General features: G+C 73.4%; 11 protein-coding genes. 8 read left to right on the forward strand and 3 right to left on the reverse strand.

All coding sequences use genetic code 11. The features are described from left to right. Positions 1-256: 256 nt before the first annotated feature. Positions 257-997, forward strand: coding sequence for a PP2C family protein-serine/threonine phosphatase (locus ACZ4VL_RS01095; protein ID WP_468194020.1), 741 nt, complete (start codon positions 257-259; stop codon positions 995-997). Positions 998-1,064: 67 nt separating this feature from the next. Here ACZ4VL_RS01095 and ACZ4VL_RS01100 read toward each other — a convergent pair whose 3' ends face one another. Together ACZ4VL_RS01100 and ACZ4VL_RS01105 are read right to left on the reverse strand one after the other, a co-directional pair. Next, a complete protein-coding gene (locus ACZ4VL_RS01100) occupies positions 1,065-2,198 on the reverse strand; it encodes a site-2 protease family protein (RefSeq protein ID WP_468194022.1) in 1,134 nt (377 codons plus the stop codon). A gap of 83 nt (positions 2,199-2,281) precedes the next feature. After that, positions 2,282-2,638 (reverse strand): hypothetical protein, encoded by a 357-nt coding sequence (locus ACZ4VL_RS01105; RefSeq protein ID WP_468194024.1) that lies wholly within the window; start codon positions 2,636-2,638, stop codon positions 2,282-2,284. Between the two features lie 229 nt (positions 2,639-2,867). Between ACZ4VL_RS01105 and ACZ4VL_RS01110 the strand changes: the two genes are divergently transcribed. Together ACZ4VL_RS01110 and ACZ4VL_RS01115 are read left to right on the forward strand one after the other, a co-directional pair. Further along, positions 2,868-5,048, forward strand: coding sequence for a hypothetical protein (locus tag ACZ4VL_RS01110; protein WP_468194026.1), 2,181 nt, complete (start codon positions 2,868-2,870; stop codon positions 5,046-5,048). Between the two features lie 51 nt (positions 5,049-5,099). Continuing rightward, complete coding sequence (locus ACZ4VL_RS01115) at positions 5,100-6,746, forward strand: type 1 periplasmic-binding domain-containing protein (protein WP_468194028.1); 1,647 nt, start codon at positions 5,100-5,102, stop codon at positions 6,744-6,746. A gap of 22 nt (positions 6,747-6,768) precedes the next feature. On the opposite strand, the gene ACZ4VL_RS01120 is transcribed toward ACZ4VL_RS01115, so the two are convergent. After that, positions 6,769-6,999, reverse strand: coding sequence for a hypothetical protein (locus ACZ4VL_RS01120; RefSeq protein WP_468194031.1), 231 nt, complete (start codon positions 6,997-6,999; stop codon positions 6,769-6,771). Positions 7,000-7,321: 322 nt separating this feature from the next. Here ACZ4VL_RS01120 and ACZ4VL_RS01125 point away from each other — a divergent pair, with 322 nt between their 5' ends. The 5 genes from ACZ4VL_RS01125 (at position 7,322) to ACZ4VL_RS01145 (ending at position 13,316) form a co-directional block, all read left to right on the forward strand. After that, positions 7,322-7,801 carry a hypothetical protein gene (locus ACZ4VL_RS01125; protein WP_468194034.1) on the forward strand — a complete coding sequence of 160 codons (480 nt, stop codon included), beginning with the start codon at positions 7,322-7,324 and terminating at the stop codon, positions 7,799-7,801. 184 nt (positions 7,802-7,985) lie between these two features. Continuing rightward, positions 7,986-9,767 (forward strand): enoyl-CoA hydratase-related protein, encoded by a 1,782-nt coding sequence (locus ACZ4VL_RS01130; RefSeq protein ID WP_468194037.1) that lies wholly within the window; start codon positions 7,986-7,988, stop codon positions 9,765-9,767. Positions 9,768-9,860: 93 nt separating this feature from the next. After that, positions 9,861-10,916 carry an NADH-quinone oxidoreductase subunit B family protein gene (locus tag ACZ4VL_RS01135; protein WP_468194040.1) on the forward strand — a complete coding sequence of 352 codons (1,056 nt, stop codon included), beginning with the start codon at positions 9,861-9,863 and terminating at the stop codon, positions 10,914-10,916. A 91-nt stretch (positions 10,917-11,007) separates the two neighbouring features. After that, positions 11,008-12,792 carry a nickel-dependent hydrogenase large subunit gene (locus ACZ4VL_RS01140; protein ID WP_468194042.1) on the forward strand — a complete coding sequence of 595 codons (1,785 nt, stop codon included), beginning with the start codon at positions 11,008-11,010 and terminating at the stop codon, positions 12,790-12,792. Further along, positions 12,789-13,316 (forward strand): hypothetical protein, encoded by a 528-nt coding sequence (locus ACZ4VL_RS01145; protein ID WP_468194045.1) that lies wholly within the window; start codon positions 12,789-12,791, stop codon positions 13,314-13,316. The genes ACZ4VL_RS01140 and ACZ4VL_RS01145 overlap by 4 nt, the downstream gene beginning before the upstream one ends. Positions 13,317-13,320: the final 4 nt, after the last annotated feature.

Here is a 13,320-nt window from a genome sequence, read left to right on the forward strand (position 1 = left end):
GTTCACCGCCTCGCGACGCCCGGCACGGCACCTCGCCGCGTTGTCGGACCGCGCAAGCACGTCCAGTACGAGCCGCGGCCCTCCGCCTTGCGATGCGCACCGGACGTCGCGAGGCGGCAGACCTTTCCGGCCACAGCACTAGCCACCGGCCGGTACGCGGCCCGCCCAGGTCAGGGCCGCGCCCGGCCGTTTGCGCACGAGGCCGGGGCCCCGTGCCGGGGCGGGCGCGGGCCTGCGGCGGGACAATGGGGGTGCGATGCCGTACGTAGCCGTGAGCGCGCTGAGCCATTCCGGGCTGATACGGGACCACAACGAGGACAGCCTCGTGGTCGGGCCGTGGACGCTGTGCGCCACGGTGACCCGCAACCCCCAGACCTTCGTCTTCCCCCTCGGCGAGCCCCTGGTCGTCGCCGTAGCCGACGGGATCGGCGGCCAGCCGGCCGGTGAGGTGGCCAGCGCCCTGGTCGTGCGCCAACTCGCGGCGCTCGGGCCCGCCCTGGCCAGCGAGGGCGCCGTCCGCGAGGCGCTGACGATGTGCGACCAGGTGGTGTACGCGGCCGCCGACAGCGACCCGGGGCTCGCCACCATGGGCACGACGGTCGCCGGGGCCGTGGTCCTCGCCGACTCGCTGATCTCCTTCAACGTCGGCGACAGCCGGGTGCTCGACGCCTCCGGGGAGGACCTGCTCCAGGTGAGCGTGGACGACAACCCGCCCCTGGCCCCCGGGCAGCGCACGACGTCCCTGCTCACGCAGGCCATCGGCGGCGCCCGGCACAGCAGCGGCATCACGCCCCACGTGTCGGTGCGGCCCGTGGCAGCGGGGGCCCGTTACCTCGTGTGCTCCGACGGGCTGACCGACGCCGTCCCGGAGGAGGAGCTCGGCGAGCTGCTGCGGGTGCACGACGACGGCAAGGCCACGTACGAGCTGTGGCGGGCCGCGATCGAGGCGGGCGGCTCGGACAACATCACCCTCGCCCTCCTCCGGATCGGCGAGTAGCTCCAACAGCTCGTCCGCCGTCGGCCGCCCGCTGCCCCCGCCGAGCCGGAGCCGGAGCCGCCCGGGCTCAGCCCGGTCCCCGGCCCCCGCCCAGCGCGTGCCGGCGCAGCATCCGGGAGATGTCCGCCGCCGTCACGATCCCCACCAGTTGCTCCCCGTCCAGCACCAGGACCGGCAGCCCGGCGCCGGGCCGCAGCGCGTCCAGCGTCGCGGTCAGCAGGTCGCCCGGGGCGGCCACCGTGCACCGCTCCCGCGGGGTCGCCACGTCGCGGACCCGCAGGTCCTCCCGCTGTGCGGCGGGTAGCGCGGCCAGCCGGCCCATGTGCACGATCCCGCTGGGCCGGCCGTCGAAGTCGAGGACGGGCAGCACGGAGTGCCGCGCCTCCAGGGCCACCTCGTCGATGAACCGCGGTACGGCGAGCCAGTCCGCCCCGGTGACCACGGGCGTCGACATGGCATCGGCCACCCGCACGCCCTCCAGGGCGGTGCGCAGCTCCGAGGTGCGCCGCTCGGCGCCCGCGACGACCGCCATGAACAGGCCCACGAGGACCAGCCACAGTCCGCCGGGGGAGCCGCGCAGGAAGGAGATCCAGCCGAAGGCCGCCAGCAGCACGCCGAAGACCTGCCCGCTGCGCGAGGCCGCGCGGTCCGCCCGCTCCCGGTCCCCGGTGCGCCACCACAGCAGTGCCTGGAGCACCCGTCCGCCGTCGAGCGGGGCGGCCGGGAGCAGGTTGAACACCCCGAGGAACAGGTTCGTCCAGCCGAGCCACACCAGGACGGCCGCGGGCACCGCCCAGCCGGTCAGGGTGTGCAGCCCGAAGCCCGCACCGAGTGAGACGCCGCCGACCAGGAGGCTGGCGACGGGCCCGCTGACCGCCACCGCGAACGCCACCCCGGCGCTCTGCGGGCGCCCCATCCGGGTCATGCCGCCCAGCGCCCACAGGGTCACGTCCTGGACGGAGATGTCCTTGCGCCGGGCGGTCGCCGCGTGCGCGGTCTCGTGCAGCAGCAGGCTGGCCAGGAGCAGCAGCGCGCCGACGGCCGCGGCGACGGTGTAGACGGTGCGGGACTGCCCGGGCGTCCACGCGGGGAGGGTCTGGCGGCCGAGCCCGTACGCGAACAGCACCACCAGCAGCGGAACGCTCCAGTGCATCCGCAGGGGTACGCCGACCACCCGCCCGATGGGGACCGAGCCGTTCATCGTCGTCTCCTGCCCCTAGTGCTGTGGCCGGACCACACCCCCCATTGTCGCTCCGGGGTGCGTGGGCGCCGCCTCGCCGGGGCTCAGCCCTCCGTGGCGGCGACGGCGGCCGGCGCGGCCTCCAGCTCCCAGGCGTGGCGCTTGAACTCCTTCAGGAAGTCGGCGTGGTCCTCCCACTGCCGGGCGATGCCGCGCAGCACGTCCCAGTGGTGCTCCACCGACTGGTCGATGACCCGGCCCAGGGCTGCGTCGGCCGTGGCGCGCTTCTCCAGCAGCCCCTTGACCGCGGAGGCCTCCAGCACCGCGTTGCGCAGCGCCCGCAGGGCGCGGGAGGTGTCGTCCATCGCGAAGCCGCGCTCGCTGCCGGTCGCCTCGTCGAACAGCGGGGTGAGCCGCGCCTCGATGAAGGCGGTGATCCGCTCGAAGTGCAGTACGTCCATCGGGGCTCCCTCTCCGGCCGCGCAGGGGCGGCCCGGCACATCACATGTCACGTTTCTCCGCCGCCCGGAACCGGCCGGAGCGGCGCGGTTGCAGGATATCCGTCGAAGATCCGCAACAGGACTGCCCCGGCAGCGCAACGGATCCGCGGTATCACCGTCGCTCCTCGTCCTCATGGTGTTACCTTCCGTGTCGTCGGTGTGCGCGTATCGATGAGTCGGGGGGCGGGGCATGATGAGCGCAACGGCGGAGCTCGGCCATGCGCAGGGGACGGACGCGTTCCTGCGGCACATGATCTGGCGCTATCCGGACCAGCGGCAGCCGGTGGTGGCCCTGCTCGGGCCGCGCCGCTCCGGCAAGTCCACCACGCTGCGGTCCCTGTCCCAGGGATGCGGATCGACGGTGGTCCACGCCCACCTCGACTTCAACGAGACCCCGCTGGACCCGGTCTCCGCGGCGGCCCTGGTCGCGTTCCAGATGATGCGCGGCTGGGACACGTTACGCCGCAGCCCGGTCTTCCACCGCTTCGCCCTCGGACTGCTCGCGCTCAACGAGGACCTGGAGCCCGACCGGGCCCGCGCGACGGACCAGATCCGCGACCTGATCCGGCACTACACGCGCAACACCCGCCGCGGCCGGTTCGCCTCCCGTCTGGAAGGCGCCGTGGACGCCACCATGGACGTAGTGGTCACCGGCGCGCTCAGCCCGCTCGTCCAGGGCCCCCGCGAGGTCGCCGGGGCGGTACGGGACGGGGCCCGGCCCGTGATCGGATCGCTGCTGCAGAGCACCGCCCGCTGGGGCCTGCGCGACGCACTGCGCTGGCACGTCGGCATCCCCGAGGCGGAGGACGCCGGGCACGTCGACGCCCTGGTCCGGCTCAGCTCCGCCTCCCGCTCGGCGGCGGTGGCACCCCTGCTGGCGGCCTTCCTCGCCGACGCCAAGGACCAGGCCGAGCGGCACCCGGCGCTGCGCTCCGCCTGCTCCTGCGAGATCCCGACGTCCGGGCCCGCCCGCGGCCGCCACGACCACGCCTGGGTGTTGTTCGTGGACGGGGCCCAGACCCCGGCCGGCCGCCACTTCCTCACCGCCCTCGTCGCCGCCCGGATCCGCAACGAGCAGCACGCGCCGGGCTCGTTCGGCGCTGCGGACCCGCTCGTCGTCCTCGCCGCCTGCGACCAGTGGCAGCCCGAGTGGACCACCCGCTGGTGCGAGCCCTGGCGCACCACCCCGCTGCCGGAGAGCCCGCAGCGCCGCATCCCCCTGCTGTCCCGCGCCACCCGCGCGGCCTGGACCCGGCAGGACGAGCCGGGCGGTGGCCCGGACCCGCTCTCGGCGGCCCACTACTGGTACCCGGTCTGGCTCGACCCGATGTCCGAGGAACGCGTCGGGGACATCGCCGACGGCGGCGGCTCCCTGGCCGCGCCCGTTCCCGCGTCCGTCGCCCACGCCCTCACCGGCGGCCACTGGGGAGCCGCCCTCACCCTGCGGGACCAGCGCGCCTCCGCGTCCCCCGATGCGGACGCCGCCGAACGGGACAGACCCCTGCCCGCCGCCGTCGACGCGGGCGGCAGACCCCTGTGGTCGCGCGCCCTGGAGGGCAGCCTGCCCGAGGGGCTGGACGCCCCCGGGCGGCAGTGGACGGGCGCGCCGCCCGTGGTCCTCGCCGCGGCCTACCTCGCGGACGTGCGCACCGCCGACGACCCCCGCGTACCGCCCGAGATAGCGGACCTGCCGCGCAGCCTGGAGCTGCTGCGCCGCAACCTGTGGGTCAGCACCTTCTTCCACCGCCCTTCCCTCGTCCGGGAGGTCGGCTGGGGCGAGGCCGACCGGCCGCCCGTCCTGCACCCCTGGCTGAGCCGCTGCGCGCTCACCGCCCTGGCCGCCGCCCCCGCGACGTTCCCCGCCCCCGCCGCCCCGGCTCGGCCCGGCCGGGAGACCCCCACCGACCCGTGGCGCGAGGTGTTCACCCGGCAGGCCCAGGCCCTGGCCTCGCTGACCTCCGCGCACAACGGCTCGACCGTCGCCCGCGACGAACAGCAGCTCTTCTACGCCCTGGCCCTGGGTGACTTCCCCGCGGTCGCCGAAGCGCTCGCCACGCGGTTCGACCGCGACCACCGCGCCTGGGTGCGGCTCCTCGACTACCTCGCGTCGGCGCCCTGCCGCCTCGTCCACCAGCAGTCCGCGCAGGAGGCGTACGCCCTCCTCCTCACCGGGATCGAACAGACCGGCCGGGACGTCGTCTCGGTGGCCACCGCCAAGCTCCTGGCCCTGCTGTGGCTGTACAACGACCCGCTGACCGAGCGCAGCCGGCGATGGGACGCCCAGATCGAAGAGGGCTTCGAACGCCTGGCGCACAACTCCCGTCTGCTCGACGTCAGCGCCCTCCAGCAGGCCGGCGCCCGCTTCGCCTGATCCTCCCGCGCCACGCACCGGCGTGGCCGTGCGCACCGCAAGGAGTCCTTCATGCCCGCAGGTGTACGCATTCCCAGGTTCCTCCGGTGGCGCCGCCATCCGGTGGTGTCGGTGGTCGTCATCCTCCTGGTCCTGGCCGGCGCCGTCGTGGGCGGCAACCGCCTCTACACGTTCTTCTTCCCGCCCGAGCTGTCGTGCGGCAAGGGGATGACCGCCACCGGCGAACCCGTGGCCTGCGTCGGGGTGAACCTGGAGGGCAAGCCGTTCACGAAGAGCGACCCGGAGCGGATGCGCGCACTCCAGAAGGACGTACGCGCCGCCAACGACGCGGTCACGGGGGAGTCCACCAGCGTCGTGCTCATGCTGAACCTGTCGCCCGTCGACGACGTGGACACGGTGACGTACGAGTCGCTGTACCACAACATCGAGGGCGCGATCACCGCCGTCTGGAGGGCGAACAACACCGCCGCGTACGGCAGCAGGCCCGGCGTCAAGCTCTACCTGGCCAACATGGGCAGCCGGTACGGGTCCTGGGAGCGGACGGTGGAGAGCGTCAAGCAGTACGCCCGGTCCGAGCGCATCTCGGCGGTCGTCGGCCTCGGCCAGTCCACCGAGCAGACCCGGCGCGCCGCCGCGGCGATCTCCGGACAGCTGCACATCCCGGTCATCGGCTCCACGGTCACCGGCAACTCGATGAACCTGGACCCGGCCGATCCGACGGGCAAGAAGCTGATCCCCGACATGTTCCGCGTCTCGCCGACCAACACGGACACCGTGATCGCCGCCAACCAGTACGTGTCGGGGCTGAAGCCGGCGGTCACCTCGATGGCCGTGGTCGCCGACGGAGTCGAGGGCGACGACTACACCGCCACCCTGGCGGCCGAGGCCAAGGTCCGCTTCCAGGCCCCGGACCGCACGGTGACCGTGCTGCCGTACACCTCGCCCCATGACATGCCCAGCGGTGCGGGCCGCTACGACTACCTGGTGCAGCAGTTCAGCCTGATGCACGCCAACCTGTGCCAGGCCGCCCCGTCCGCCGTGTACTTCGCCGGCCGCGGCCGCGACCTGGGCGCCTTCGTGCAGACCTGGGTGCAGGGCGCGCCCTGCGGCATCGGCCAGTTGAACATCCTGGTCGGCGACGACGCCTCGGAGGCCATCCGCGACGACACGGTGCTCAAGGGCATCTCCTCGGGGCGGGTCACCGTGGCGTTCACGGCGCTCGCCAGCCCGGAGGAGTGGGGGAACGAGTGCCCCGGGTCGGACGCCAAGCGCAACTACGACCAGTTCTTCTCGGCGTTCACCGGGCGCCCCGACCCGTGTACGAAGCAGCCCCTCGCCACCACGCAGGGCGCGCAGCCGCCGCTGTCCTTCGACCCGGCGGGCCTCGCCAGCGGGCAGGCGATGCTCACGCACGACGCCGTGGTCGCCGGACTCAGCGCCGCCCGGCACGAGGGGGCGGGCGTGAAGAACCCGGGCCTGCTGACCGGCATCCTGCACCAGTTCTACTGCGCGCAGATGCTGCCCGGGGCCAGCGGATGGCTGTCGTTCGGTACCGACGGGAACCCGGTCGGCAAGCCGATCCCCGTCGTCCAGATCAACGCGGACGGGACGACGAAGACGGCCGCCCTGACCTGGCCGAGCTCCGCACCCAACCTGAGCCTGCCGCAGCGGGGCGGCACGGGAGCCCCGGGCTGCTGAGCGGGAAGGCGCCGGGCCGGGCTCAGCGGTAGGGCCGGGCCGCCAGCACCAGTTCGTCCGCGAGCACCGCCGGGTCGCGCGGCCCGAGGTGCGGGGCGGGGACGGGGCGGTCGCGGAAGGGGTTGCCCGGGGTCAGCTCGTCGGCCTCCCGGACCATCAGGTCCTGGAGCGCCGGCGGGATGGCCCGGTCCTCGGTGAGGACGATGTCCGGCCGACCACCGGGGATCCAGGGGTGATGCGCACCACCCGCCACCCCGGTCGAGAACGGGACAACCCGTGGAGCCCCGGGCGGAACACCCGTATCCATGGCGATCCGGTCACCCAGCGGCCGCCCCGGCGTCCACCCGGGCGCAGGCGCCGCCCCCGCCCCGCAGGCCCGCGCCCGGAACCGTCCCGGCCCCGGCGTCCGTTCCGGCCACCCGCCCGCGGGCCGCTGACCCGCCGCCGGGCGGGCGGAACGTGCCACGGGCACCTGCGCCCCCTCGACGCACCCCCGGGCCGCCCCGTTGAGTCGTCCCCGCGCCCCTCGCACGCCGCGAACGGGGCGCGTTTCCGCACCGATTCGAGGAGTAGTCATGCGCATGATTCGATCGGCCTTCGCGCTCGGCGCGGCCGCCCTCACCCTCACGGCCGCCGGCGTCGTCCCGGCCGCGGCGGTGGAACGGGCGCCGGCCCCCAAGCCCGCCACGTACTGCACGTACGTCGTCGACACCGGCGTGGGCAGTTGCTTCGGGACCCGCACCGAGGCGGCCGCCTTCGGCGCCCGGGCGGAGTACAAGGACCTCGGCCGGATATGGAGCGACGCCAACTCCGGCGGCAGCGAGTTCACGTTCCGCGGCAGCGTCGGCTGCAACTGGCGCTACCCCGAGTTCAACGAGCTCTCCAAGTGGGGCTGGAACGACACCGTGAGCTCGGCCGAGGGCATCACCTGCCCGATCACCCTGTGGGAGCACAAGGACTTCCGGGGCGCCCACCAGACCTACCACGGCTACAACGCGTACGTCGGTGACGGCATGAACGACAAGGCGTCCTCCATCAGCTTCGACCTGCGCTGACCCGGTGGCGGCGGGCGGCGCCCCGGCACCGCCCGCCCTCCACCAGGTGGCGGTGCCGTGCTCCCCGTACGGGTGACACCGCCCGTACGTCTCAGCGACCGGCGCACGCCCGTGGCCGACGATCGCCGGTGGCCGAAACCGTTTCGGCCACCGGCGCCGCCGGGCCGGACGCTTGGGAGAACACGTGCTCATCCTGCTCGCCGCCAGTACGTTCAACAGCCTCACCCAGCGGGTCCACGCCGAGCTGCGGGACCGCGGGCACAGCGTGGTGGTCGAGCTCGTCCTGCCCGGCACCCGCCTCGCCGAGGCCGTCGAACGTCACCGGCCCGACCTCATCGTCGCCCCGATGCTCAAGACGGCCATCCCCCGCGAGGTCTGGTCCCGGCACGTCTGCCTCGTCGTCCATCCGGGCCCCGTGGGCGACCGCGGCCCCTCCTCCCTGGACCGGGCCCTCACCGACGGCGCGGACACCTGGGGCGTCACCGTCCTCCAGGCCGACGAGGAAATGGACGCCGGCCCCGTCTGGGCCACCGCCCACTGCACGCTCCCGCCCGTCGGCAAGAGCGACGCCTACCGCGGTGAGGTCTCCGACGCGGCCCTGGCCGCCCTGCTCCTGGCCGTCGACCGCTTCGCCTCCGGCACGCACACCCCCGAACCCCAGCGGTCCGGCCGCGCCCTGCCGTACCTGCGCCAGGAAGAGCGCCGGATCGACTGGGCGCACGACCCCACCGACCGCGTCGTGCGGATCCTGCGCGCCGCCGACTCGCAGCCCGGCGTCCTCGACGAACTGCTGGGCGGCCAGTGGTACCTGTACGGCGGCCACCCCGAGGACGGGCTGCGCGGCCGCCCCGGCGAACTGCTCGCCACCCGGGCCGGCGCGATCTGCCGGGCCACCGTCGACGGGGCCGTGTGGATCCCCGAACTGCGGGACGGGCGGCGCGCCCCCGGCGAGCCGGCGACCGTGAAACTCCCCGCCACCCTCGCCCTCGCCGGCCGGCTGCCCGCCCTGCCCGAGATCCCCGCCCCGCCGGACACCGCGACCCGGGACGGCGGCCCCCGCACCTGGTCGGACATCCGCTACCGGGAGGACGGCGAGGCGGGCTTCCTGTCGTTCTCCTTCCCCGGCGGTGCGATGAGCACCGAGCACTGCCGGCGCCTGCTCGCCGCCTACCGCGAGGCCTGCTCGCGCCCCACCTCCGTCCTCGTCCTCGGCGGCGCCCGCGACTTCTTCTCCAACGGCATCCACCTCGGCGTCATCGAGGCCGCCGCCGACCCGGCCGAGGAGTCCTGGGCCAACATCAACGCCATGGACGACCTCGTCGAGGCCGTGCTGACCACCACCGACCGGCTCGTCGTGGCCGCCCTCGGCGGCAACGCCGCCGCCGGCGGGGCCATGCTCGCCCTCGCCGCCGACGAGGTCTGGATGCGGTCCGGGGCGGTCCTGAACCCCCACTACCGGCTGATGGGCCTCTACGGCTCGGAGTACTGGACGTACACCCTGCCCCGCCGCACCGGCACCGGCGTCGCCCAGCGCCTCATGAGCGACGCCCTGCCCGTCGGCTCCGAGGCCGCCCGCCGCCTCGGACTCGCCGACCGGACCATCGACTGCGCCCCGCAGGCCTTCGCCGAGGAGGCCGCCCGCCTCGCGGTCCGGCTCGCCGACTGGCCCGGCACCCGGTCCCGGGTCGCCGGGAAGAAGGCCCGCCGGGAGGTCGACGAGACGCTGCGGCCGCTGGCCGCCCACCGCCGGGCCGAGCTGGCCCGGATGCGGGAGGCGTTCTTCGACCCGCAGGCCCCCTACCACGCGCTGCGCAGGGCGTTCGTCCGCAAGGAGGTCCCTTTTGGGACCCCGCCGCACCTGGCGATGCCCACCCGGGGACGGCGTACCACCGCGACCCCCGGGCGGCCGCCCGGAATCACTGCACCGGCCCAGTCCGACAGGGCGGCCGGGCCGGCCGGCTGCTAGCAAGAAGGGTGGGGGCGGCCGCTGACCTTCCCCCGCGGCCGTTCCCGGCCCCGCAGGACCCCCTCCCGCATCCCCGCCCAAGGAGCGATCCGCATGACTGCTGGAACGCAGAGCACGGTAGAGGACCCCACGATCCACATCCTCTGGATCAACGCCGGACTGAGCTGCGACGGCGACTCGGTGTCCCTGACGGCCGCGATGCAGCCCAGCATCGAGGAGATCGTCACGGGCACCCTTCCCGGCCTGCCCAAGATCGCCGTCCACTGGCCGCTCATCGACTTCGAATGCGGCCCGGTCGGTGGCGCCGACACGTTCATCGAATGGTTCTTCAAGGGGGAGCGCGGCGAGATCGACCCCTTCGTCCTCGTCGTCGAAGGCTCCGTCCCCAACGAGAAGATCAAGCCCGAGGGCTACTGGTGCGGCTTCGGCGACGACCCGGAGACCGGCCAACCCATCACCACCAGCGAGTGGATCGACCGGCTGGCACCCAAGGCCCTCGCCGTGGTGGCGATCGGCACCTGCGCCACGTACGGCGGCATCCACGCCATGGAGGGCAACCCCACGGGCGCCATGGGCGTTCCCGACTACCTGGGCTGGGACTGGACCTCGAAGGCCGGTATCCCGATCGTGTGCGTGCCCGGCTGCCCGATCCAGCCGGACAACTTCTCGGAGACCCTCACCTACCTGCTCTACCAGGCGGCCGGCTCCGCGCCGATGATCCCGCTGGACGACAAGCTGCGCCCGACCTGGCTGTTCGAGCAGACCGTCCACGAGGGCTGCGACCGGGCCGGCTACTACGAGCAGGGCCAGTTCGCCGAGGCGTACGACTCGCCGCAGTGCCTGGTCAAGGTCGGCTGCTGGGGCCCGGTCGTCAAGTGCAACGTGCCCAAGCGCGGCTGGATGAACGGCATCGGCGGCTGCCCGAACGTCGGCGGCATCTGCATCGCCTGCACCATGCCCGGCTTCCCGGACAAGTTCATGCCGTTCATGGACCAGCCGCCGGGCGCCACGGTCTCCACCAAGGCCAGCGGCGCGTACGGCGCCCTGATCCGCAAGCTGCGTGCGGTCACGCTGCACACGGTGGACGAGGAGCCGAAGTGGCGCCACACGGGCCGGAAGATCACCACCGGCTACCGACCGCCCTGGTGACCGGCACCGCCCCGCCCGACGCCCTCACCTCCCGCACCCTCCGCACCCTCCCGCTCCCGATCCCGCTTCCAGAAGGGCCACGGCAGACACGATGACACCGAAGACGAAGGCGGCCGGTGACGGCAGCGGCCTGGTGGAGATGGCCTGGGATCCGATCACCCGGATCGTGGGCAGCCTCGGCATCCACACGAAGATCGACTTCAAGCAGAAGCGGGTCGCCGAGTGCTACAGCACCTCGTCCGTCTTCCGCGGCTACAGCGTCTTCATGCGCGGCAAGGACCCCCGCGACGCGCACTTCATCACCAGCCGCATCTGCGGGATCTGCGGCGACAACCACGCCACCTGCTCCGTCTACACCCAGAACATGGCCTACGGGGTCAAGCCGCCCCACCTCGCCGAGTGGATCATCAACCTCGGCGAGTCGGCCGAGTACATGTTCGACCACAACATCTTCCAGGAGAACCTGGTCGGGGTCGACTACTGCGAGAAGATGGTCCGCGAGACCAACCCGGGCGTCCTCGACCTCGCCGAGCGCACCGAAGCCCCGCACGCCGCCGAGCACGGCTACCGCACCATCGCCGACATCATGCGCTCCCTCAACCCCATCGAGGGCGAGTTCTACCGCGAGGCCCTCCAGGTCAGCCGCTACACCCGCGAGATGTTCTGCCTGATGGAGGGCCGCCACGTGCACCCTTCCACGCTCTACCCGGGCGGCGTCGGCACCATCGCCTCCGTCCAGCTCTTCACCGACTACATGAGCCGCCTCATGCGGTACGTCGAGTTCATGAAGCGCGTCGTGCCGCTGCACGACGACCTCTTCGACTTCTTCTACGAGGCCCTGCCCGGCTACGAGGAAGTCGGCCGCCGCCGCGTCCTGCTGGGCTGCTGGGGCGCCCTCAACGACCCCGAGTACTGCGACTTCACGTACGCCAACATGACCGACTGGGGACGGAAGATGTTCGTCACCCCGGGCGTCATCGTGGACGGCAAGCTGGTCACCAACGACCTCACGCAGATCAACCTCGGCATCCGCATCCTGCTGGGCAGCTCGTACTACGACGACTGGGCCGGCCAGGAGCAGTTCGTCCGCCACGACCCGCTCGGCAACCCGGTCGACCCCCGCCACCCCTGGAACCAGCACACCATCCCGGCCCCGCAGAAGCGGAACTTCGACGACAAGTACAGCTGGGTCATGTCCCCGCGATGGTTCGACGGCAAGGACCACCTCGCCCTCGACACCGGCGGCGGCCCCATCGCCCGCCTGTGGTCCACCGCCCTGTCCGGGCTCGTCGACGTCGGCTACGTCAAGGCCACCGGCCACAGCGTGGTCATCAACCTGCCGCGCACCATGACCAAGCCGGAGACCACCTTCGAGTGGAAGATCCCGCAGTGGAGCAACGCGCTGGAGCGCAACCGCGCCCGCACGTACTTCCAGGCGTACGCGGCCGCCATCGCCCTGCACTGCGCCGAGAAGGGGCTCGCCGAGGTCCGCGCCGGACGCACCCAGACCTGGGAGAAGTTCGAGGTGCCGGACGAGTCCATCGGCTGCGGCTTCACCGAGGCCGTGCGCGGCGTCCTCTCGCACCACCTGGTCATCCGCGACGGGAAGATCGCCAACTACCACCCGTACCCGCCGACGCCCTGGAACGCCAGTACCCGCGACACCTACGGCACCCCCGGCCCGTACGAGGACGCCGTCCAGAACACCCCGATCTTCGAGGAGAACACCCCGGAGAACTTCAAGGGCATCGACATCATGCGCGCCGTGCGCAGCTTCGACCCCTGCCTGCCCTGCGGCGTCCACATGTACGTCGGCGGCGGCAGGACCGTGAAGTCGATGCACGTGCCCACCGGCCTGAGCGGGCTCGGCGGATGAGCGCGGCCGTCATCGACGCCCGGGAGGCCGGCCGCCGCGTCGAGGAGGTCCTCGACCGGCTGGCCGCCTCCGGCGACCGGCAGGCCTGCGAGGCGGCCGAGGAACTCGTCCGCGTGCTCATGGACTTCTACGGTGCCGGGCTCGCCCGGATCGTGGAGCGGCTCGGCGCGGGCGCCCTCACCCGCATGCTCGGCGACGACCTGGTGGCCGGTCTGCTCGCCCTGCACGACCTGCACCCCGACGACGTCGACACCCGGATCGCCCGCGCCCTGGAGTCCGTACCCGAACCCGTCGAACTGATCGGCTTCGACGGGGCCACCGGCACCCTCCGGCTGCGCTCCACCGGCCGGCCCGCCACCGGCTGCGGCTGCGGGAGCACCGCGGAGGCGGTCCGGCAGGGCGTCGAGGACGCCGTGGCCTGCCTCGCCCCCGAGGTCACCGCGGTCGAACTGGCCCCCGCGGCCCCCGCCCCCGCCCTGCTGCAGATCGGCACCCGCCCGCCGACCCCGGCGCGCGTGCCGTGAGCCC

The organism is Streptomyces sp. NPDC029014 (assembly GCF_055564695.1).